Source organism: Ancylobacter oerskovii (genome assembly GCF_018390555.1).
In the GTDB taxonomy this organism is placed as follows: domain Bacteria; phylum Pseudomonadota; class Alphaproteobacteria; order Rhizobiales; family Xanthobacteraceae; genus Ancylobacter; species Ancylobacter oerskovii.
On record NZ_JAHBGB010000044.1, the window covers coordinates 785,166 to 803,496 of the forward strand.

Genomic DNA, 18,331 nt, shown 5'->3' on the forward strand with positions numbered 1-18,331 from the left:
GAACATGCTCCCGGCCTCAGGATCGGGAGCGCTTTCAGACGGCCGGGCGCCTCGGTCCGGCCGGAAGGGGCTTCAGCGGCGCGCCTGAAGGCGGGCGGCCGGAAAGAACGACATGCTCTATTTCTCCAGATGGAAAGCGCTGGCGATCGTGGTTCTCTCCGCGATCATCTGCCTCATGGTAGTGCCCAGCCTGTTGTCGCCGACCGCTTTCGAGAAGCTGCCCGGCTTCCTGCAACGCAAGATCGTGCTCGGTCTCGATCTGCAGGGCGGCTCCTACATCGTGCTCGAGGTGCAGCAGAACGACGTGCGCCAGATGCGGCTCACCCAGCTGCGCGACGATTCCCGCCGGCTGCTGCGCGATGCCAAGATCGGCTTCAGCAACGTGGCCATCCAGGGCGACGCGGTGATCGTGCGGGTGCGCGAGGCCAATGACGGCGATGCGGCGCTCGCCAAGCTGCGCGAGCTCGCCCAGCCGATCGGCGGGGTGATGGCGGGCGGCGGCCAGCTCGACACCGACGTGTCGCTGAGCGGCGACACCATCCGCATCGCGCCCTCGGCCGCCGGCCTGCAGGCGCGCACCATCCAGGCGGTGTCGCAATCCATCGAGATCATCCGCAAGCGTATCGACCAGCTCGGCACCACCGAGCCGTCGATCCAGCGCCAGGGCGCCGACCGCATCCAGGTGCAGGTGCCGGGCCTGCAGGATCCCTCGCGGCTGAAGGCGCTGCTCGGCCAGACCGCCCAGCTGACCTTCCGTCTCGTCGATACCTCGGTGAATGCGCAGCAGGCGCTGCAGGGCCGTCCGCCGGCCGGTACCGATATCCTCTATTCGCAGGACAACCCGCCGCAGCCCTATGTCATCGAGCAGCGGGTGCTGGTGGCCGGCGAGGACCTGACCGACGCGCAGCCGAGCTTCGACCCGCAGACGCGCGAGCCGGTGGTGACCTTCCGCTTCAACACCAACGGCGCGCGGCGCTTCGCCGAGGCGACGCAGGCCAATGTCGGCCGGCCCTTCGCCATCATCCTCGACAACCATGTGATCTCCGCGCCGGTGATCCGCGAGCCGATCCTCGGCGGTTCCGGCCAGATCAGCGGCAATTTCAGCGTGCAGCAGGCCAACGACCTCGCCATCCTCCTGCGTGCCGGCGCGCTGCCGGTGCCGCTGCAGGTGGTGGAGGAGCGCACGGTCGGCCCCGGCCTCGGCGCCGATTCGATCCAGGCCGGCCTCGTCGCCTCCATCGTCGGCGCGGTGCTGGTCGCGCTGTTCATGATCGCCACCTACGGCCTGTTCGGCGTCATCGCGGTGGTCGCGGTGGCGGTGAACGTCGGCATGATCTTCGGCATTCTCGCCATGCTGGGGGCCACGCTGACGCTGCCCGGCATCGCCGGCGTGGTGCTCACCGTCGGCATCGCGGTCGATTCCAACGTGCTGATCTATGAGCGCATCCGCGAGGAGGCGCGGGCGGGCCGCTCGGCGATCTCCGCCATCGATGCCGGCTTCTCGCGCGCGCTGGCGACCATCCTCGATTCGAACATCACCACCTTCATCGCGGCGGCGGTGCTGTTCTATGTCGGTTCCGGCCCGGTGCGCGGCTTCGCCATCACCTTCGGCATCGGCATCGTCACCACCGTGTTCACCGCCTTCACGCTGACCCGCCTGATGGCGGCTGTCTGGGTGCGCTGGAAGCGCCCCCAGCGCGTGCCGATCTGAGAAAGGCGAGCGTTTCCCATGCGTCTGCTCCGCATCGTCCCGGACGACACCAAATTCGACTTCATGCGCTTCCGGCGCATCAGCTTCCCGATCTCGGCGCTGCTGTCGATCGTGGCGCTCGTCGCCTTCATGACCGTCGGGCTGAATTTCGGCATCGACTTCAAGGGTGGCACGCTGCTCGAGGTGCGCTACCCCAACAACACGCTGAACATTGCCGATGTGCGCTCCAAGCTCGAATCGCTCGAGCTCGGCGAGGTGCAGATCCAGGAGATCGGCAGCGACGGCGAGGTGCTGATCCGCGTCGCCCAGCAGCCGGGCGGCGAACAGGCCCAGCAGGCGGTGGTGGGCAAGGTGCGCACCGCGCTCGGCGACGCGGTGGAATATCGCCGCGTCGAGGTAGTCGGCCCGCGCGTGTCGCAGGAATTGCTCAGCTACGGCATCGTCGGCCTGATCGCCGCGGTGTTCTGCATCCTCGTCTATCTGTGGTTCCGCTTCGAGTGGCAGTTCGCGCTCGGCGCCTCGATCGCCAACTTCCACGACATCGTGCTGACCATCGGGTTCATGGCGATCTTCAGGATCGACTTCGACCTGACCAGCGTGGCGGCGCTGCTGACCATTCTCGGCTATTCGCTGAACGACACCATCGTCATCTACGACCGCATCCGCGAGATGCTGCGGCGCTACAAGAAGATGCCGATCGACGAGTTGCTGAACGCCTCCATCAACTCGACACTGTCGCGTTCGGTGATCACCCATGTCACCGTCACCCTGGCGCTGCTGTCGCTGGTGCTGTTCGGCGGGCGGGCGATCCATTCCTTCTCGGTGACGATGATGTTCGGCGTGGTGCTGGTCGGCACCTACACCTCGATCTTCATCGCCTCGCCGCTGCTGATCTATCTCGGCGTCACCACCCGCACCATGGCGGAGAAGGATGCCGAGGCGAAGACCGCCAAGGCGGAAGGCAAGCCCGCGACGGGAAAGCCGGCTCGCCCCTGATCTGACGTGAGGCCGGAGCGCCGCTGGGGCGCTCCGACGCGGAGCTGAGAATGGCCACGTCCGACGCTCATCTGCCGCGCCAGGTGCCGATCGACGGCTACGGTGCCGGCTTCTTCCACTTTGCCGGCATGGCGTCGGAAGGGTCGATCCTCGCCTTGCCGAGCGGCATCCATGCCTGGCGGATCGACGGGGTGGCCGGGATCGACGCGGCCGCGCTGGCGCCCGTGCTGGCCGAGAGCGCGGATATCGACATGCTGATCATCGGCACCGGTGTCGAGCCCTGGGCGGTGCCGGACGCGCTGCGCTGGCGGCTGCGCGACGTCGGCATCGGCATCGACGCCATGCCCACCCGGGCGGCGGCCTCCACCTACAATGTCCTGCTGGCCGAGGGCCGGCCGGTGGCGGCCGCCCTGTTGGCGTTGCGCTGAGGGCCGGGCGGGTGGAAGCGCCGGATACCAACATCGCCTATTGCACGCAGCTGGTGCGCGATTTCGATCGCGACCGCTATATCGCCAGCCTCTACGCGCCGGAGACCACGCGCGGGGCGCTGATGGCGCTGCACGCCTTCAATGTCGAGGTGTCGCGCGTGCGGGAAGCGATCACCAATCCGCTGGCCGGGGAAGTCCGGCTGCAATGGTGGAGCGACGCGCTGATCGGCGACGCGCGCGGCGACGTGAAGGCCAATCCGGTCGCCGCGGCGCTGATCGACGCGATCAACCGGCACAGCCTGCCGCGGCAGACCTTCTTCGCGCTGATCGATGCGCGCATCTTCGATCTCTATGACGACCCGATGCCGAGCGTGAACGATCTCGAAGGCTATGCCGGGGAGACGTCGTCGGCGTTGATCCGGCTGGGCACGCTGATCCTGACCGGCGCCGCGCCGGGACCGGGAGGGGAGCGGGCGCTCGCCGATGCCGCCGGCCATGCCGGGGTCGCCTATGCGGTGACGGGGCTGCTGCGCGCCTTTCCCCACCATGCGCGGCGCGGACAGTGCTATGTGCCGCTCGACCTGCTGAAGGCGCACGGCGTGGGGCGCGAGGCGGCGGTGTCGGGCACGCCGACGCCGGGCCTCATCGCGGCGCTGGCCGATCTGCGCAACTTGGCGCGGCGGCACTATGAACAGGCCATGGCGGCGCTCGGCGGGGTCGATCCGGCGAATTATCCGGTGTTCCTGCCGCTGGCGCTGGTGCCGGGCGACCTCGCCCGCATGGGGCGGGCGCATGATCCCTTCGTGCGGGTGCCGGCGCTCTCGCCGCTGCGGCGGATGTGGCGCCTGTGGGGAGCGGCCCGCTCATTCGGGAAGGCATCCGGCGGCAAGGCGTTCCGCGGCTGACGCAGACCGGCCGGCGGATGCCGGCTCAGCCGCGATTATAGGCATCCTCGAGGCGGACGATGTCGTCCTCGCCGAGATAGGAGCCGGTCTGCACCTCGATGAGCTCCAGCGGGATGCGGCCGGGATTGGCCAGCCGGTGGACGCCGCCGAGCGGCAGATAGGTGGACTCGTTCTCGCGCACCTCGAACACCCGGCCGTCCAGCGTCACCTCGGCGGTGCCCTTCACCACGACCCAGTGCTCGGCGCGGTGATGGTGCTTCTGCAGCGATAGCCGCCCGCCGGGCTCGACGACGATCTTCTTCACGTGGAAGCCTTCGCCGCGGCAAATGCTCTGGTAGCTGCCCCAGGGGCGATGCACCTTCACATGCTCGGTGGCGGCGTTGTGCCGTTCGCTTTTCAGCTTGCCGACCAGCGCCTTGACGTCCTGCGCGCGATCGACCGGCATCACCAGCACCGCATCCTCGGTGGCGATGACCGAGACGGCGTCGAGCCCGATGCCGGCGACCAGCGGTCCATCCGAATGGAAGTACGAATTGCGGCTGTCGAGCAGCGCCACCGGCCCATGCGCGACATTGCCGGCCGCGTCGCCTTCGGCGAGCTCGTGCAATGCGTTCCACGAGCCGACATCCGACCAGCGGAAGCGCGCCTCGACGACGGCGGCGCATCGCGTGTGCTCCATCACCGCGTAGTCGATGGACTTGGCCGGCGCCGCGGCGAAGGCGCCGGGGTCCAGCTTGATGAAGCCGAGATCCTCGAAGGCGGTCTCCACCGCCTCGCGAACCGCCTCGACCATTGCCGGCTCGAAGCGGGCGGCTTCCTCCACCAGCAGGCCGGCGGGGAAGCAGAAATTGCCGGAGTTCCACAGATAGCCCTCCGCCAGGTAGCGGGCGGCGGTGGCGAGATCGGGCTTCTCGACGAAGGCGGCGACGGGGCGGGCACCGCCCGGGCCGGGCTCGCCGCCGGGGCGGATATAGCCATAGGCGGTGGACGCCTCGGTGGGGGTGATGCCGAAGGTGACGATCTGCCCCGCCGCCGCTGCCGCCGCGCCGGCGCGACAGGCATCGAGGAACAGCGGCGCGTCGCGCACCACATGATCGGCGGCGAGCGCCAGCACCAGGCAGCCCTCCCCATGCAGCTTGCGGGCGATCAGGGCGGCCGCGATCAGTGCCGGGCCGGAATCGCGACGCACGGGCTCCAGCGCCACCGTCACCTCCATGCCGATCTCGGCGGCCTGGCGGCGGGCGAAGAAGCGGAAATCCTCATGGGTGAGCACGAGGGGAGGGGCGAACAGCGAGCGGTCGGATACGCGCTGCAGCGTCTGCTGGTAGAGCGTTTGGGAGCCTGTGAGCACCTGGAACTGCTTGGGAAGGCTGTCGCGCGAGACCGGCCACAGCCGCGTGCCGCTGCCGCCGGCCAGAACCACGGGAACGATCGGCGAGGGAGATAGCATCGCAAGGGGGCTCCGGCTGTGGCGCATGCGTGACCCTATGGAACGCCATCGCCGGAAGCAGCTCAAGTGCCGGACGCTGTTGGCGAATGCGACACGGGCGGCATCGAGCGGGATTTCGGGAAGGGTGGGCGCGGTGCCCCTATCCGGTCGGCCACCTCATGCGGCCCATCGGCCGGGGACACCGAGCTCCCGGAACCCGCCTCGCGGCCGCGCGTTGACGGCGCGGCGAAGGTGCGTGGAGAGGCGGGCGACACGGTGAACATCCAGCGGGGCGTGATCGGCGAGGCGGCGGGACAGGCGACCGACCAGATGGGCCATCCGGTGCGCGGTGGCTTGCGTGGGGCGCGGAGCGGGCAGGCCGATCTCCTCTGGCTGCGCCTGTCGCAACTCGCCGCGATCACGCTGGCGGCACTGGCGCTCGCCGGGGTGCTGGTGGTGGCACGCGCGGTACTCATCCCCATCGTCGCGGCGGTGATCATCGGCAGCGTCATCGGTCCTTTCATCGAGGCGCTGGCCCGGAGGGGTATTCCGTCGCCGGTGGCGGCAGTGCTGATCGTGATCGCCATGGTCGCGGCCTTCTACGGGGCGACCACGGTGCTGGCGGGTCCGCTCGCCAGCTGGATCGAGCGGGCGCCCGAGATCGGCGAGATATTGCGCGAGCGCTTCGCGACCCTGCGCCCGGCGGTGCAGCGGATGCTGTCCTTCGTCGAGGCGCTCGAATCGATCGGTCGGGCCACCGAACCGCCGGTGGCTGTCACCATTTCCGATTCCCGCATGCTGGAGAGCGCGATCGGGATGGTGACGCCGGCGCTCGGGGCGCTGATCCTGTTCGTGGGCTCGCTGCTGTTCTTCCTTGCCGGGCGGATCCAGATCAAGCGCAAGGTGGTGCAGGCGATCGGCCCGCGTGCGGGACGACTGACGGCGCTCAAGGTCTTCCGCGAGATCGAGACGCGGCTCGGCACCTATCTCGTCACCGCGACCTTCATCAATGTCGGGCTCGGCGTGGCCACCGGTCTCCTGACGTGGAGCCTGGGGCTGCCGACCCCGATCATGTGGGCCGTGCTCGCGGCGGTGCTGAACTACATTCCCTATGTCGGGCCGGCGGCGATGACGCTCGTCCTCGCCATGGTCGGCATCGTCAGCTTTCCGAATCTGGTCGAGGGCCTGTTGCCGGCGGCGCTGTTCGTGGTGATCACCTCGATCGAAGGCCAGTTCCTGACGCCGCTGATCGTCGGCCGGCGCGTGGCGCTCAATCCTTTCGCGGTATTCCTCTCCATGGCACTGTGGACATGGCTGTGGGGCCCCGTGGGCACCTTCCTGTCGGTGCCGCTGCTGATTGCCGCCATGGCGCTGGTGGACGCGCTGCTGGCCGCGAGGCGGCCGCAACTGCCCGGCTGAAGACACTGTCCACAGGCCCCGCGCGCACCGGACGACGAGGGCGCTTGACACCCCGCCGCCGCTGCCTTAACACCCGCCGCACTCGACGGGCGGTCCACACAGTGACCCGGTCGTTGGGGGTGTAGCTCAGTTGGTTAGAGCGCCGGCCTGTCACGCCGGAGGTCGCGGGTTCGAGCCCCGTCACTCCCGCCATTCAAATAAATTCTCCAGCGATCATCACGGCACGGCCGGCGGGAACATCCCGGTGGCGCCGACTATTGTCGGGTCCGATCAAGGCCTTGGTCGCGCATTCCGGCAACGGCGTTTTCCTGTGCCGCGAGCCGGCGATCGCCGGTTGCCCCGTGCTCCCTTTCTTGTGCGCACTTTCGAGGATTTGTCCCCTCCGATCCGTGCTAGCCTCTCTGAATGACCACCAACATCGAAGTCAGAGCGAGAGCCTTGTGCATGGCGGATCTGCGGCCCCGCGTGGCGGCAGGCCTGCTCGACGGCGTGGTCGACCGGCTCTGGCCGGTCGTCGCCCGCGAGATCCAGGGCAACGTGTTGGACACGAAGGCGGAGAGGGATCCCCCTGATCTCGCCGCCCGGGTTGCCGAGTATAAGCGTCTGCGCGGCTGATCGCCGCCATTCGGGGCTGGCGGGCTTCGAGCCGCACTCAGAGACCGGCGAGAAGTTGCGGCTGCTCCCGCGCGACGATCTCGTGCAGGACGTCGATGAAATCGGCGACATTGGCGGAGGGCGTCTCGCCGCGGCGGGTGATGATCCCCAGCGGACCGAGCTGGTTCGGCAACTCGATGGGCAGGCGCTTGAAGGTATCGCGCCCGACGCCTTCCATCAGGATCGATTTCGGCAGGCAGGCGATCATGCCGGCCTCGCGCACCAGATGCAGGGTGGCGAAGATCGAGGTGGTCTCCACCAGATTGTTCAGCACGCCCACCCCCGCCTCCACGAAGGATTGATCGATCAACCCCCGCATCGGGCTGGTCTTCTGCTGCAAGACCCACGGCATATGAGCGGTTTCGGCCAGGGTCAGCCGCTTCACTCCCGCCAGGGGATGTTGGGCGGAGACAAAGATCCACAGTTCCTCGTGGGCGAGCGGCTCCAGGTCGAAGGCCAGCGCGTTGCTCGGATCGGTAAAGCGACCCAGCGCCATGGAGATCTCGTTGCGTTCCAGCGCGTCGAGCAGGATGTCGCTGGTGGCGGCGAGCAGCTGGATGGTCATCAGCGGACGCCGGCGCTTCAGTTCGGCGATCGCCTTGGGCAGCAGGCCGGGCGTCGTCGCCATGATGGCGCCGATGGACAGCGCGCCGAAGCCGCCGGCCTTCAGATTGTCCAGCCCGTCGGCGAAGCTGCCGGCCTCCCGCAGGGTGCGGGCGGCATAGCCGGCGACGAAGGCGCCGATCTCCGTGGGCAGCATCGCGCGCGGCGTGCGCTCGAACAGCCGCACCCCGAGCAGCGTCTCCGCGTCCTGCAGGATCTTCGAGGCCGCGGGCTGCGTCATGTTCATCTCGGCGGCGACGCGGTGGAGATTGCCGCCGCGCGCCAGGAGATCGATGAGCCGCAAATGCCGGAAGCGCAGCCGGGTGGCGAGAGCGGTGAAGGAGGTGGATGCCATCTGTCGATAACCGGATGGAATTGATCAAGTCGAACATTTCATTATCCCGTTATCGAGCCAGTCGCTACGGAATCCGGCCCAAGAAAGTCCTCCAGCCTCAAGGCTGGCGAAACTCAGGGAAGGAGCGTTCGCGATGAAGCTGGTCCGTTACGGTGAACCGGGGGCGGAGCGTCCCGCCATCCTCGACGCGCAGGGCGTGCTGCGCGACCTCTCCGGCATCGTGCCCGATATCGGCGGCGCGACGCTGCTGCCGGAAGGCCTCGCCAAGATCGCCGCGCTCGATTTGTCGAGCCTGCCGGCCGTCGAGGGCAATCCCCGCATCGGCGCCTGCGTCGGGCAGGTCGGCAAGTTCATCTGCGTCGGCCTCAACTACACCGACCACGCCGCCGAATCCGGCATGGCGATCCCCGACGAGCCGGTGCTGTTCATGAAGACCACCAGCTGCATCGTCGGCCCCAATGACGACGTCGAGATCCCCCGCGGTTCGGAAAAGACCGACTGGGAGGTCGAGCTCGGCATCGTCATCGGCAAGACCGCCAAATACGTGTCGAAGGAAGACGCCTACGACCACATCGCCGGCTATTGCGTGATCAACGACGTCTCCGAGCGCCACTTCCAGCTCGAGCGCGGCGGCCAGTGGGACAAGGGCAAGGGCTGCGACACCTTCGGCCCGATCGGCCCGTGGCTGGTCACTACCGACGAGATCACCGACCCGCACGTGCTCGACATGTGGCTGGAGGTCGACGGCAAGCGCTACCAGAACGGCTCGACCCGCACGATGATCTTCGACGTGCCGACCATCGTCTCCTATTGCAGCCAGTTCATGAGCCTGCAGCCGGGCGACATCATCTCCACCGGCACCCCGCCGGGTGTCGGCCTCGGCCAGAAGCCGCCGGTCTATCTCAAGGCCGGCCAGACCATGCGCCTCGCCATTTCCGGCCTCGGCGAGCAGCAGCAGACCACCGTTCCGGCGGCGTGAGGAATTAGCCCGATGAACAAGCTCGACCTCACCGGCCGCGTGGCCATCATCACCGGCGGCGCCCGCGGCATCGGCTACGCCACCGCCGAGCGCATGCTCGCCTCCGGCGCCTCCGTCGCGCTGTGGGACATCGACGCCGCCCGCCTCGACGAGGCGGCCGCTGCGCTGGGCACGCTCGGCAAGGTGTCTACCCATGTCGTCGAACTGACCGACGAGGCTTCCGTCACCGCCGCCACCGAGGCGACGGCGGCGGCGCATGGCAAGATCGACATCCTCGTCAACAATGCCGGCATCACCGGCGGCAACGGCAAGCTGTGGGAACTCGACACCGAGACCTGGCGCCGGGTGATCGACGTCAACCTCGTCGGGCCGTTCCTGACCTGCAAGGCGGTGGTGCCGCACCTGATCAAGAACGGCTGGGGGCGCATCGTCAACGTCGCCTCCATCGCCGGCAAGGAAGGCAACCCGAACGCCTCGCACTATTCGGCGTCGAAGGCCGGGCTGATCGGGCTGACCAAGTCGCTCGGCAAGGAACTGGCCACCTCGAACATCCTCGTCAACGCCATCACCCCGGCGGCGGCGAAGACCGAGATCTTCAACCAGATGAAGCAGGAGCACATCGACTTCATGCTGTCGAAGATCCCGATGAACCGCTTCCTGGCGGTCGACGAGGCGGCGGCGCTGATCTCGTGGCTGTCCTCCGAGGATTGCGCCTTCTCCACCGGCGCCGTGTTCGACATCTCCGGCGGCCGCGCCGTCTACTGAGGCGGCGCCGGGCGACCGGCGGCTTCTCCAACAATCAACAAGATCGCCACCGCCGGGCCGATCCCGGACGCGCGGGCGGCACATGTCCAGCCAACAAGGGAGGGCGCCCGCATGGTCGCGCAGACACCGGCTCTACTTTCGACCATCAGCAAGGTCACCAAGCGGCTGCTGCCGTTCCTGCTGCTGATGTACATCCTGGCCTTCCTCGACCGCGCCAATGTGGGCTTCGCCAAGGCGGCCTTCCAGGCCGATACCGGCATCTCCAACGCGGCCTTCGCCTTCGGCGCCTCGATCTTCTTCCTGGGCTACGCCCTGTTCGAGGTGCCCTCCAACCTGATCATGCACCGCGTCGGCGCCAAGATCTGGATGGCCCGCATCATGGTGACCTGGGGCCTGATCTCGGCGGCGATGATGTTCGCCCATAACGAGACCACCTTCTACATCCTGCGCGTGCTGCTCGGCATCGCCGAGGCCGGCTTCTTCCCCGGCGTGATCCTGTATCTCACCTACTGGTTCCCGTCCTTCGCGCGCGGCCGGGCCATGGGCCTGTTCTATTTCGGCGCCCCGCTCGCCTTCATCTTCGGCTCGCCGCTGTCCGGCCTGCTGTTGGAGTTCCAGGGCATTGGCGGCCTGCATGGCTGGCAGTGGATGTTCATGGTGGAAGGCCTGCTCGCCTCCATCGTCGGCGTCTGGGCGTATTTCTACCTCGACAACAAGCCGGCCGACGCCAAGTGGCTGACCCCGGCCGAGAAGACCGTCCTGCAGGATGCCCTCAATGCCGAGGACACGGTGAAGCAGTCGCACGGCCCGCGCGGCACGCTCGCCGCGCTGAAGAACGGCCGCGTGCTCTATTTCTCGCTGATCTACTTCATCATCCAGATGAGCGTGTACGGCGTGGTGTTCTACCTGCCGACCCAGGTCGCCGGGTTGCTGGGCACCAAGGTTGGCCTGATGGTCGGCATCGTCACCGCCATTCCGTGGGTGTGCGCCATGCTCGCCACCTACTATCTGCCGAAGCTGTCCGACCAGACCGGCGAGCGTCGCCTGTTCGCCGGCGGCATCCTCGTCGTCTGCGCCGCCGGCATCGCCGCCTCGGTGGCCTCGGGCTCGCCGCTGCTGTCGATGATCGCGCTGTGCTTCGCGGCGGCCGGCTTCATCTCGGTGCAGCCGATCTTCTGGACCCTGCCGACCGGCTATCTCGGCGGCGTCGCGGCGGCCGGCGGCATCGCGCTGATCAACTCGCTCGGTTCGCTCGGCGGCTTCGTGGCGCCGAACGTGAAGAACTGGGCCGAAGCCACCTTCGAATCCGGCTCGGCTGGCCTCTACCTGCTGGCCGGCACGACGCTGATCGGCGCCATCCTCGTCTTCGCGCTGGCCGCCATCGGGGTGGGCCGCGAGGCCCGCTCGGGCGCGGCGGCGACCAGTCGCTGAACGCCACATATCGACGACCGCGGCCGTCGCTGAGGCGGCCGCGGCTTCCTTCTACTGGGAGCTCGACACATCATGTCCATGCCGACCATCAAGGCCGTCCGGGCCTTCACCGTCCGCGGCGGCGGCGCCGACTATCATGACCAGGCCGGCGGCCACTGGATCGACGACCACATCGGCACGCCGATGGGCAAGTACCCTGAGTACCGCCAGAGCCGCCAGAGCTTCGGCATCAACGTGCTGGGCACGCTGGTGGTGGAGATCGAGGCCTCCGACGGCACGGTGGGCTTCGCGGTGACCACCGCCGGCGAGATCGGCGCCTTCATCGTCGAGAAGCACCTGTCCCGCTTCCTGATCGGCCGTCAGGTCACCGAGATCGAGAAGATCTGGGACCAGATGTATTTCGCCACCCAGTATTACGGCCGCAAGGGCGTGGTGCTGAACACCATCTCCGGCGTCGACCTCGCGCTGTGGGACCTGCTCGCCAAGGTGCGCAAGGAGCCCGTCCACGCGCTGCTCGGCGGCCCGGTGCGCGACGAATTGCAGTTCTACGCCACCGGCGCTCGGCCGGACCTTGCCAAGCAGATGGGCTTCATCGGCGGCAAGCTGCCGCTGCACCATGTGCCGGCCGAGGGCGAGGAGGGCCTGAAGAAGAACATCGAGCTGCTCGCCGAGATGCGCTCGCGCTGCGGCGACGACTTCTGGCTGATGTATGACTGCTGGATGAGCCTCGACCTCAACTACGCGACCAAGCTCGCCCACAAGGCTCACGAGTACGGCCTGAAGTGGATCGAGGAGGCGCTGTCGCCGGACGACTATTGGGGCTATGCCGAGCTGCGCAAGAACGTGCCGAAGGGCATGCTGGTCACCACCGGCGAGCATGAGGCGACCCGCTGGGGCTTCAAGCTGCTGCTGGAGATGGGCTGCTGCGACATCATCCAGCCGGATGTCGGCTGGTGCGGCGGCGTCACCGAGCTGATCAAGATCTCGGCGCTGGCCGACGCCCATTCGGCGCTGGTCGTGCCGCACGGCTCGTCGGTCTACAGCTACCACTTCGTCATCACCCGGCAGAATTCGCCCTTCGCCGAGTTCCTGATGATGCATCCGGTGCCGGACCAGGTGGTACCGATGTTCACGCCATTGCTGCTCGACGAGCCGGTGCCGGTGAACGGCCGCATGAAGGCGAGCGCGCTCGACAAGCCGGGCTTCGGCGTGCGGCTGAACCCCGAGATCAAGCTGCACCGTCCCTATATCAACGGCTGAGGAACCCGATCCTTTGCCGCACCTGCGGCCCGCCTCGTCCCCCGAGGCGGGCCGCTTTTCGTTCGGCCACCGCGAGGATGGGGCGGCGGAACGGATCGATCTCGACAATCCGTCATTCGCCTCGACGAGGGCCAACCGCTATCCTCGCCGCGACGCGAGGGGAGATTCGCTGATGCGGGATGGCTGGCGGCACGTATTACTTCACCGGCGGCATGTGCTGGCGCTTGCGGGTGCGGCCGCGCTGCTGCCGATTGGCAGCGGCACGTCGCGGGCACAGGCCGATCCCGGCGACGCGGCGGTGAGCGATGTCACGCCCGTCGCCGAGCTGAAGCCCGGCCAATATGTGTGGCATCCCGAGCGAGCGCCCGAGGGCTTCGTCGCCATCATCGTCTCGCTGCCGGACCAGCGCTGCTACGTCTATCGCAACGGTGTGCGCATCGGCGTCTCCACCTGTTCGACCGGTCGTGCCGGCCACGAGACGCCGGTGGGAGTGTTCACCATCCTGCAGAAGGATGTCGACCACCATTCCTCGCTCTATGACGACGCGCCGATGCCCTATGCCGAGCGGCTGACCTGGTCCGGCGTGGCGCTGCATGCCGGCGGCCTGCCGGGCTATCCGTCCTCGCATGGCTGCGTGCATCTGCCGATGGCGTTCTCCAAGCTGCTGTTCGGCATCACCCATTTCGGCACGCCGGTGATCATCGCCGACGCGCATTCCCAGCCGGCGGACGTGCTGCATCCCGGCCTGGTGCTGCCGGCGGACGCCACCACCGCGATCAAGACCGAAGCGCCGAAGGACGACAGCCCGGCGGCGGTCGCGGCCGCTGCGCAGATGGCGGCGGAGAACGCGGTTTCCATGGTGGTGAGCGGGGCCGACAAGCGGCTGACCGTGCTGAAGGACGGTGCGGTGGCGCTGACGGCGCCGGTGACCATCCGCGATCCCGGCACCCCTCTGGGCAATGTCGTCTATGTGCTGAAGAAGGTGAATGGCGAGGTGGCCTGGACCGCCATCGGCTTCGAGGGCAATGGTGCGGGGGCCGGCAAGGCGGCGAACGCCATCGACCGCATCACGGTGGCGCCGCAGGCCAACCAGCAACTCGCGCAGCTGCTGGTGCCGGGCTCGACGCTGTTCGTCACCGACCTGCCGGCGGATGACGAGACGCGGTCGGGTAAGGACTTCGTGGTGATGTCGCAGGCGATGAGCTGAGAGGGGAGGCCGGGATGCGCCGTCTTCTCTCGGTTCTCGTGCTCGCCGGGCTGGTGCTGGCCGGCGCGTCGCATGCGCAGGAAGAGGTGCCACCACCGGCCGCCAGGCCCGCCGCCGCGGGGGCCACGCCGGCCAAGCAGCTGTTCGGTGCGGTGAAGGGTCCGGCCGATGGGCTGGCGCCGCGCGCCATCGGCTTCTACTCGCGCGGCTGCCTCGCGGGCGGGCAGGCGCTGCCGGTCACCGGTCCGACCTGGCAGGCGATGCGGCTGTCGCGCAACCGCAATTGGGGGCATCCCGACCTCGTCGCCTTCCTCGAACGGCTCGCGGCCCAGGTCCCCAAGGTCGGCTGGTCAGGCCTGCTCGTCGGCGACATGGCGCAGCCGCGGGGAGGGCCGATGGCCACCGGCCACGCCTCGCACCAGATCGGCCTCGACGCCGATATCTGGCTGACGCCGATGCCGAAGAAGGTCTTCTCCGCGCAGGAGCGCGAGGACGTGTCGGCGACGATGATCGTGCGGCCGGACCGGCTCGACGTCGACGGCAAGGTGTGGACGCCGGCGCATGTGGCGATCATCCGCGCCGCCGCCCTGGACGAGCGCGTCGAGCGGGTGCTGGTGAATGCGGCGATCAAGAAGGCGCTGTGCCGCGATGCGCGCGGGGATCGCTCCTGGCTGCAGAAGGTGCGTCCCTATTGGGGGCACGACTACCACATGCATGTGCGCATCTCCTGCCCGGCCTCGAGCCCCGATTGCCGTCCGCAGGACGCGGTGGTGCCGGGCGATGGCTGCGACAAGCTCGACTGGTGGTTCTCCGACGGCGTGCTGCATCCCAAGCCGCCCAAGGTGCCGCCGAAGCCGGTGCCGCCGGTGACGCTGGCCCAGCTGCCGCCGGCCTGCGCGGCGGTGCTGAAGGCGCCGTGAGAGGGGCGCCGGCGGGCTGACGGGCTTTCCGGTTGCCGGCGCCTGCGTGCTTCGAGGCTCGCTGCGCTCGTACCTCAGCATGAGGTGAAACTGTCCCCAGCCTCCCCATCCTGAGGTGAGACTGTCCCTGAGCCTCCTCGGCATGAGGTGAAGCTGTCTCTAAGCCTCCTCATCCTGAGGTGCCCGGCCTAGCCGGGCCTCGAAGGACGCAGGTGATGACCGCCCTTCTATCCTGCCGGGATCCTACCGCCCATCGGCGCGGATCATCGCCGCCGCCTTCTCGGCGATCATCATGGTGGGGGAGGCGGTGTTGCCGGACACGATGGTCGGCATCACCGAGGCGTCGACCACGCGCAGGCCCTCGATGCCGAACACCCGCAGCCGCTCGTCGACCACCGCCATGGGGTCGCTCGGCAGGCCCATCTTCGCGGTGCCGACCGGATGGAAGATGGTGGTGCCGATCTCGCCGGCGGCGCGGATGAGGCTGGCCTCGTCGTCGCCGACCGAGGGGCCGGGCAGGAATTCCTCCGGGCGAAGCGATGCCAGCGCCGGCCGCGCGACGATGCGGCGGGCGACGCGCAGGCTGTCGGCGGCCACCTGCCGATCGTCATCCGTCGCAAGATAGTTCGGGCGAATCGCCGGCGCCGCCGCCGGATCGGGGCTCACGAGGCGCACGTCGCCGCGGCTCGACGGGCGTAGGTTGCACACGCTCATGGTGAAGGCGGGGAAGGGGTGCAGCTTCTCGCCGAACGTGCCGAGCGACAGCGGCTGAACGTGGAACTCGATGTCGGCGCGCTCCTTTTCCGGCCGCGAGCGGGTGAACAGGCCGAGTTGCGAGGGCGCCATGGTGAGCGGCCCGCGCCGGAACAGCGCGTAGTCGAGCGCCATCGACGCCTTGCCGAACAGCGAGTGAGTGCGTTCGTTCAGCGTGCCGGCGCCATGCACCTTGTAGATCAGCCGCAATTGCAGATGGTCCTGGAGGTTGGCGCCGATGCCCGGCCGGTCGTGCCGGACATCGATGCCGTGGCGGGCGAGGTCGGCGCCGGGGCCGATGCCCGACAGCATCAGGATCTGCGGCGAGCCGATGGCGCCGGCCGAGAGAATGACCTCGCCGCGGGCGCGGGCGGTGCGAGAGACGCCATCCTGCCGGTAGGCGATGCCGACGGCGCGGTGGCCATCGAGAATCACCCGCTCGGTGAGGCATCCGGTGCGCAAGGTGAGATTCGGCCGGTTCAGCACCGGCTTGAGAAAGCCCCGGGCGGCGCTCCAGCGCAGGCCGCGCTTCTGGTTCACCTGGAAATAGGCCGAACCTTCATTGTCGCCGGTGTTGTAGTCGTCGATGGGTGGGATGCCGTCCTGCGCCGCGGCCTCGCGCACCTTGTCCAGCAGCGGCCAGGTGAGGCGCGGGAACTCCACCCGCCATTCCCCACCGGCGCCGTGGAAGGCGCTGGCGCCGCGATAATGGTCCTCGTGGCTCTTGAAGATCGGCAGCACGTCGTCCCAGCCCCAGCCGGAAAGCCCCAGCTGGCGCCAGCCGTCATAGTCGCCGGCCTGGCCGCGCATGTAGATCATGGCGTTGATGGCGGAGCAGCCGCCGATCACCTTGCCGCGCGGATAGGCGAGGGCGCGCCCGTTCAGGCCCGGCTCGGCCTCGGTGCGGAACATCCAGTCGGCGCGCGGATTGCCGATGGCGAACAGGTAGCCGACCGGGATGTGGAACCAGATCCAGTTGTCGCGCCCGCCGGCCTCGAGCAGCAGCACCCGGTTCTTCGGATCGGCGGAGAGCCGGTTGGCGAGCACGCAGCCGGCCGAACCGGCGCCGACGATGATGTAGTCGTAGAGATCCGGGCCCGATCGATCGTCCGTCATGCGTCCACCTGCGCGCCGCAGCGGAGGGCGCGGCCCGTCGTTTCTGGACCATTATGCCGGGAACCGCCACTGGCCGAAGGGGTGACTCGGGGGAGGTGCGCGGGTGCCGTGGGCCGTGCCGGCGGCCTTCGTTGACGGAGCGTTTCGATCATCAATACGTGACGCGAGACGAAAGTCTAATGTCGCGATATTGTCCTAATGCACCAACAGGATGCCGCAATGCGGCGTAACCTGTTGGGAACGTTGGGTCGCCTGTGAATTTTGTATGCCAGAGGCGGTGCAAGGCTCATAGACGCCCTTGCCCTCTCTGGGGCGGTGAGATAAGGCTGCCCTGTGCTTTGAATATTTCGCAACTGAGGTTGCGCGCCGGACGGCGCCCACGCCCGGGGAGGATGCGGCTCATGAGCAGCCTGCTTCAGGATTATCTGCCGGTCGTCATATTCATCGGGGTATCGGCCGTCATCGGCATCGCCCTGCTGGTGGCCCCGTTCCTGGTCGCCTTCTCCCGTCCCGACCCGGAGAAGATGTCGGCCTATGAATGTGGCTTCAATGCGTTCGACGACGCGCGCATGAAGTTCGACGTCCGCTTCTACCTGGTGTCGATCCTCTTCATCATCTTCGATCTCGAGGTCGCCTTCCTGTTCCCCTGGGCCATCACCTTCGGCGAACTGGGGCATTTCGGCTTCTGGTCGATGATGATTTTCCTCGCCGTGCTGACGATCGGCTTTGTCTACGAATGGAAGAAGGGAGCGCTCGAATGGGATTGAGCGCCGCGCATACGCCCCTCGTCGCTCCGGCGGCCAAGGGGATCATCGACCCGAACACCGGCAAGCCCGTCGGCGCGACCGATCCGTTCTTCGTCGAGGTGAACAACGAGCTGGCCGACAAGGGCTTCCTCGTCACCGCCACCGACGAGCTCATCAACTGGGCCCGCACCGGCTCGCTGATGTGGATGACCTTCGGTCTCGCCTGCTGCGCGGTGGAGATGATGCAGGTCTCGATGCCGCGCTACGACGTGGAGCGCTTCGGTTTCGCGCCCCGCGCCTCGCCGCGCCAGTCGGACGTGATGATCGTCGCCGGCACGCTGACCAACAAGATGGCCCCGGCCCTGCGCAAGGTCTACGACCAGATGCCGGAGCCGCGCTACGTCATCTCCATGGGCAGCTGCGCCAATGGCGGCGGCTACTATCACTATTCCTATTCGGTGGTGCGCGGCTGCGACCGGATCGTGCCGGTCGATATCTACATTCCGGGCTGTCCGCCGACGGCGGAGGCGCTGCTGTACGGCGTGCTGCTGCTGCAGAAGAAGATTCGCCGCACGGGCACCATCGAACGCTGAACGACGGCCAAGGCCGAACGACCGACGCCGGGCGCGACAGAGCGGGCTAGACGGGTACACT

17 protein-coding genes and 1 tRNA gene are annotated in these 18,331 nt (G+C 68.0%); 15 read left to right on the top strand and 3 right to left on the bottom strand.

Annotated features, from left to right (window positions below; translation table 11 throughout):
- Positions 1-112: 112 nt before the first annotated feature.
- Genes secD through KHC19_RS24770 form a run of 4 tightly spaced genes read left to right on the top strand, consistent with a single transcriptional unit; the run spans position 113 to position 4,040 of the window.
- Positions 113-1,711, top strand: a complete 1,599-nt coding sequence (gene secD, locus KHC19_RS24755) for a protein translocase subunit SecD (protein ID WP_213356233.1) — start codon at positions 113-115, stop codon at positions 1,709-1,711.
- A gap of 18 nt (positions 1,712-1,729) precedes the next feature.
- A complete protein-coding gene (secF, locus tag KHC19_RS24760; RefSeq protein ID WP_213356234.1) occupies positions 1,730-2,707 on the top strand; it encodes a protein translocase subunit SecF in 978 nt (325 codons plus the stop codon).
- 50 nt (positions 2,708-2,757) lie between these two features.
- Positions 2,758-3,135, top strand: a complete 378-nt coding sequence (locus KHC19_RS24765; protein ID WP_213356235.1) for an Mth938-like domain-containing protein — start codon at positions 2,758-2,760, stop codon at positions 3,133-3,135.
- Positions 3,136-3,146: 11 nt separating this feature from the next.
- Positions 3,147-4,040: a phytoene/squalene synthase family protein gene (locus KHC19_RS24770; protein WP_343207794.1), complete on the top strand. Its 894-nt coding sequence runs from the start codon at positions 3,147-3,149 to the stop codon at positions 4,038-4,040.
- Between the two features lie 25 nt (positions 4,041-4,065).
- Here the strand turns inward: KHC19_RS24770 and KHC19_RS24775 are convergent, their stop codons facing one another.
- The gene (locus KHC19_RS24775; RefSeq protein ID WP_213356236.1) at positions 4,066-5,490 is read right to left on the bottom strand and encodes a mannose-1-phosphate guanylyltransferase/mannose-6-phosphate isomerase; all 1,425 of its coding nucleotides are present in this window, start codon (positions 5,488-5,490) and stop codon (positions 4,066-4,068) included.
- Positions 5,491-5,745: 255 nt separating this feature from the next.
- Between KHC19_RS24775 and KHC19_RS24780 the strand changes: the two genes are divergently transcribed.
- The 3 genes from KHC19_RS24780 (at position 5,746) to KHC19_RS24790 (ending at position 7,503) form a co-directional block, all read left to right on the top strand.
- Positions 5,746-6,888: an AI-2E family transporter gene (locus tag KHC19_RS24780; RefSeq protein ID WP_343207795.1), complete on the top strand. Its 1,143-nt coding sequence runs from the start codon at positions 5,746-5,748 to the stop codon at positions 6,886-6,888.
- A gap of 115 nt (positions 6,889-7,003) precedes the next feature.
- Positions 7,004-7,080: transfer RNA gene (locus KHC19_RS24785), tRNA-Asp, on the top strand.
- A 213-nt stretch (positions 7,081-7,293) separates the two neighbouring features.
- The gene (locus KHC19_RS24790; RefSeq protein WP_213356237.1) at positions 7,294-7,503 is read left to right on the top strand and encodes a hypothetical protein; all 210 of its coding nucleotides are present in this window, start codon (positions 7,294-7,296) and stop codon (positions 7,501-7,503) included.
- Positions 7,504-7,540: 37 nt separating this feature from the next.
- Here the strand turns inward: KHC19_RS24790 and KHC19_RS24795 are convergent, their stop codons facing one another.
- Positions 7,541-8,500 carry a LysR family transcriptional regulator gene (locus KHC19_RS24795; RefSeq protein WP_213356238.1) on the bottom strand — a complete coding sequence of 320 codons (960 nt, stop codon included), beginning with the start codon at positions 8,498-8,500 and terminating at the stop codon, positions 7,541-7,543.
- A 133-nt stretch (positions 8,501-8,633) separates the two neighbouring features.
- Here KHC19_RS24795 and KHC19_RS24800 point away from each other — a divergent pair, with 133 nt between their 5' ends.
- From KHC19_RS24800 to mepA, 6 genes are all read left to right on the top strand, one after another.
- Positions 8,634-9,479 (top strand): fumarylacetoacetate hydrolase family protein, encoded by an 846-nt coding sequence (locus KHC19_RS24800; protein WP_213356239.1) that lies wholly within the window; start codon positions 8,634-8,636, stop codon positions 9,477-9,479.
- Between the two features lie 12 nt (positions 9,480-9,491).
- Positions 9,492-10,244 (top strand): SDR family NAD(P)-dependent oxidoreductase, encoded by a 753-nt coding sequence (locus KHC19_RS24805; RefSeq protein ID WP_213356240.1) that lies wholly within the window; start codon positions 9,492-9,494, stop codon positions 10,242-10,244.
- Between the two features lie 111 nt (positions 10,245-10,355).
- Entirely contained in the window at positions 10,356-11,675 is a 1,320-nt protein-coding gene (locus KHC19_RS24810) for an MFS transporter (RefSeq protein WP_213356241.1), read from the top strand.
- Between the two features lie 72 nt (positions 11,676-11,747).
- Positions 11,748-12,935, top strand: coding sequence for an L-rhamnonate dehydratase (gene rhmD / locus KHC19_RS24815; RefSeq protein WP_213356243.1), 1,188 nt, complete (start codon positions 11,748-11,750; stop codon positions 12,933-12,935).
- Positions 12,936-13,107: 172 nt separating this feature from the next.
- Positions 13,108-14,142 carry a L,D-transpeptidase gene (locus tag KHC19_RS24820; RefSeq protein WP_213356245.1) on the top strand — a complete coding sequence of 345 codons (1,035 nt, stop codon included), beginning with the start codon at positions 13,108-13,110 and terminating at the stop codon, positions 14,140-14,142.
- A 14-nt stretch (positions 14,143-14,156) separates the two neighbouring features.
- The gene (mepA, locus tag KHC19_RS24825) at positions 14,157-15,062 is read left to right on the top strand and encodes a penicillin-insensitive murein endopeptidase (protein ID WP_213356247.1); all 906 of its coding nucleotides are present in this window, start codon (positions 14,157-14,159) and stop codon (positions 15,060-15,062) included.
- A gap of 243 nt (positions 15,063-15,305) precedes the next feature.
- On the opposite strand, the gene KHC19_RS24830 is transcribed toward mepA, so the two are convergent.
- Complete coding sequence (locus tag KHC19_RS24830) at positions 15,306-16,931, bottom strand: GMC family oxidoreductase (protein WP_213356248.1); 1,626 nt, start codon at positions 16,929-16,931, stop codon at positions 15,306-15,308.
- A 401-nt stretch (positions 16,932-17,332) separates the two neighbouring features.
- Between KHC19_RS24830 and KHC19_RS24835 the strand changes: the two genes are divergently transcribed.
- Together KHC19_RS24835 and KHC19_RS24840 are read left to right on the top strand one after the other, a co-directional pair.
- The gene (locus KHC19_RS24835) at positions 17,333-17,698 is read left to right on the top strand and encodes an NADH-quinone oxidoreductase subunit A (protein ID WP_213356250.1); all 366 of its coding nucleotides are present in this window, start codon (positions 17,333-17,335) and stop codon (positions 17,696-17,698) included.
- Positions 17,668-18,270, top strand: coding sequence for a NuoB/complex I 20 kDa subunit family protein (locus tag KHC19_RS24840; RefSeq protein WP_378296842.1), 603 nt, complete (start codon positions 17,668-17,670; stop codon positions 18,268-18,270). The genes KHC19_RS24835 and KHC19_RS24840 overlap by 31 nt, the downstream gene beginning before the upstream one ends.
- The last annotated feature ends 61 nt before the right edge of the window (positions 18,271-18,331 follow it).

Coding starts and splice junctions, on each gene's coding strand:
- secD (WP_213356233.1), top strand. CDS start 113: ATGCTCTATTTCTCCAGATGGAAAGCGCTGGCGATCGTGGTTCTCTCC.
- secF (WP_213356234.1), top strand. CDS start 1,730: ATGCGTCTGCTCCGCATCGTCCCGGACGACACCAAATTCGACTTCATG.
- KHC19_RS24765 (WP_213356235.1), top strand. CDS start 2,758: ATGGCCACGTCCGACGCTCATCTGCCGCGCCAGGTGCCGATCGACGGC.
- KHC19_RS24775 (WP_213356236.1), bottom strand. CDS start 5,490: ATGCTATCTCCCTCGCCGATCGTTCCCGTGGTTCTGGCCGGCGGCAGC.
- KHC19_RS24790 (WP_213356237.1), top strand. CDS start 7,294: ATGACCACCAACATCGAAGTCAGAGCGAGAGCCTTGTGCATGGCGGAT.
- KHC19_RS24795 (WP_213356238.1), bottom strand. CDS start 8,500: ATGGCATCCACCTCCTTCACCGCTCTCGCCACCCGGCTGCGCTTCCGG.
- KHC19_RS24800 (WP_213356239.1), top strand. CDS start 8,634: ATGAAGCTGGTCCGTTACGGTGAACCGGGGGCGGAGCGTCCCGCCATC.
- KHC19_RS24805 (WP_213356240.1), top strand. CDS start 9,492: ATGAACAAGCTCGACCTCACCGGCCGCGTGGCCATCATCACCGGCGGC.
- KHC19_RS24810 (WP_213356241.1), top strand. CDS start 10,356: ATGGTCGCGCAGACACCGGCTCTACTTTCGACCATCAGCAAGGTCACC.
- rhmD (WP_213356243.1), top strand. CDS start 11,748: ATGTCCATGCCGACCATCAAGGCCGTCCGGGCCTTCACCGTCCGCGGC.
- KHC19_RS24820 (WP_213356245.1), top strand. CDS start 13,108: ATGCGGGATGGCTGGCGGCACGTATTACTTCACCGGCGGCATGTGCTG.
- mepA (WP_213356247.1), top strand. CDS start 14,157: ATGCGCCGTCTTCTCTCGGTTCTCGTGCTCGCCGGGCTGGTGCTGGCC.
- KHC19_RS24830 (WP_213356248.1), bottom strand. CDS start 16,931: ATGACGGACGATCGATCGGGCCCGGATCTCTACGACTACATCATCGTC.
- KHC19_RS24835 (WP_213356250.1), top strand. CDS start 17,333: ATGAGCAGCCTGCTTCAGGATTATCTGCCGGTCGTCATATTCATCGGG.
- KHC19_RS24840 (WP_378296842.1), top strand. CDS start 17,668: ATGGAAGAAGGGAGCGCTCGAATGGGATTGAGCGCCGCGCATACGCCC.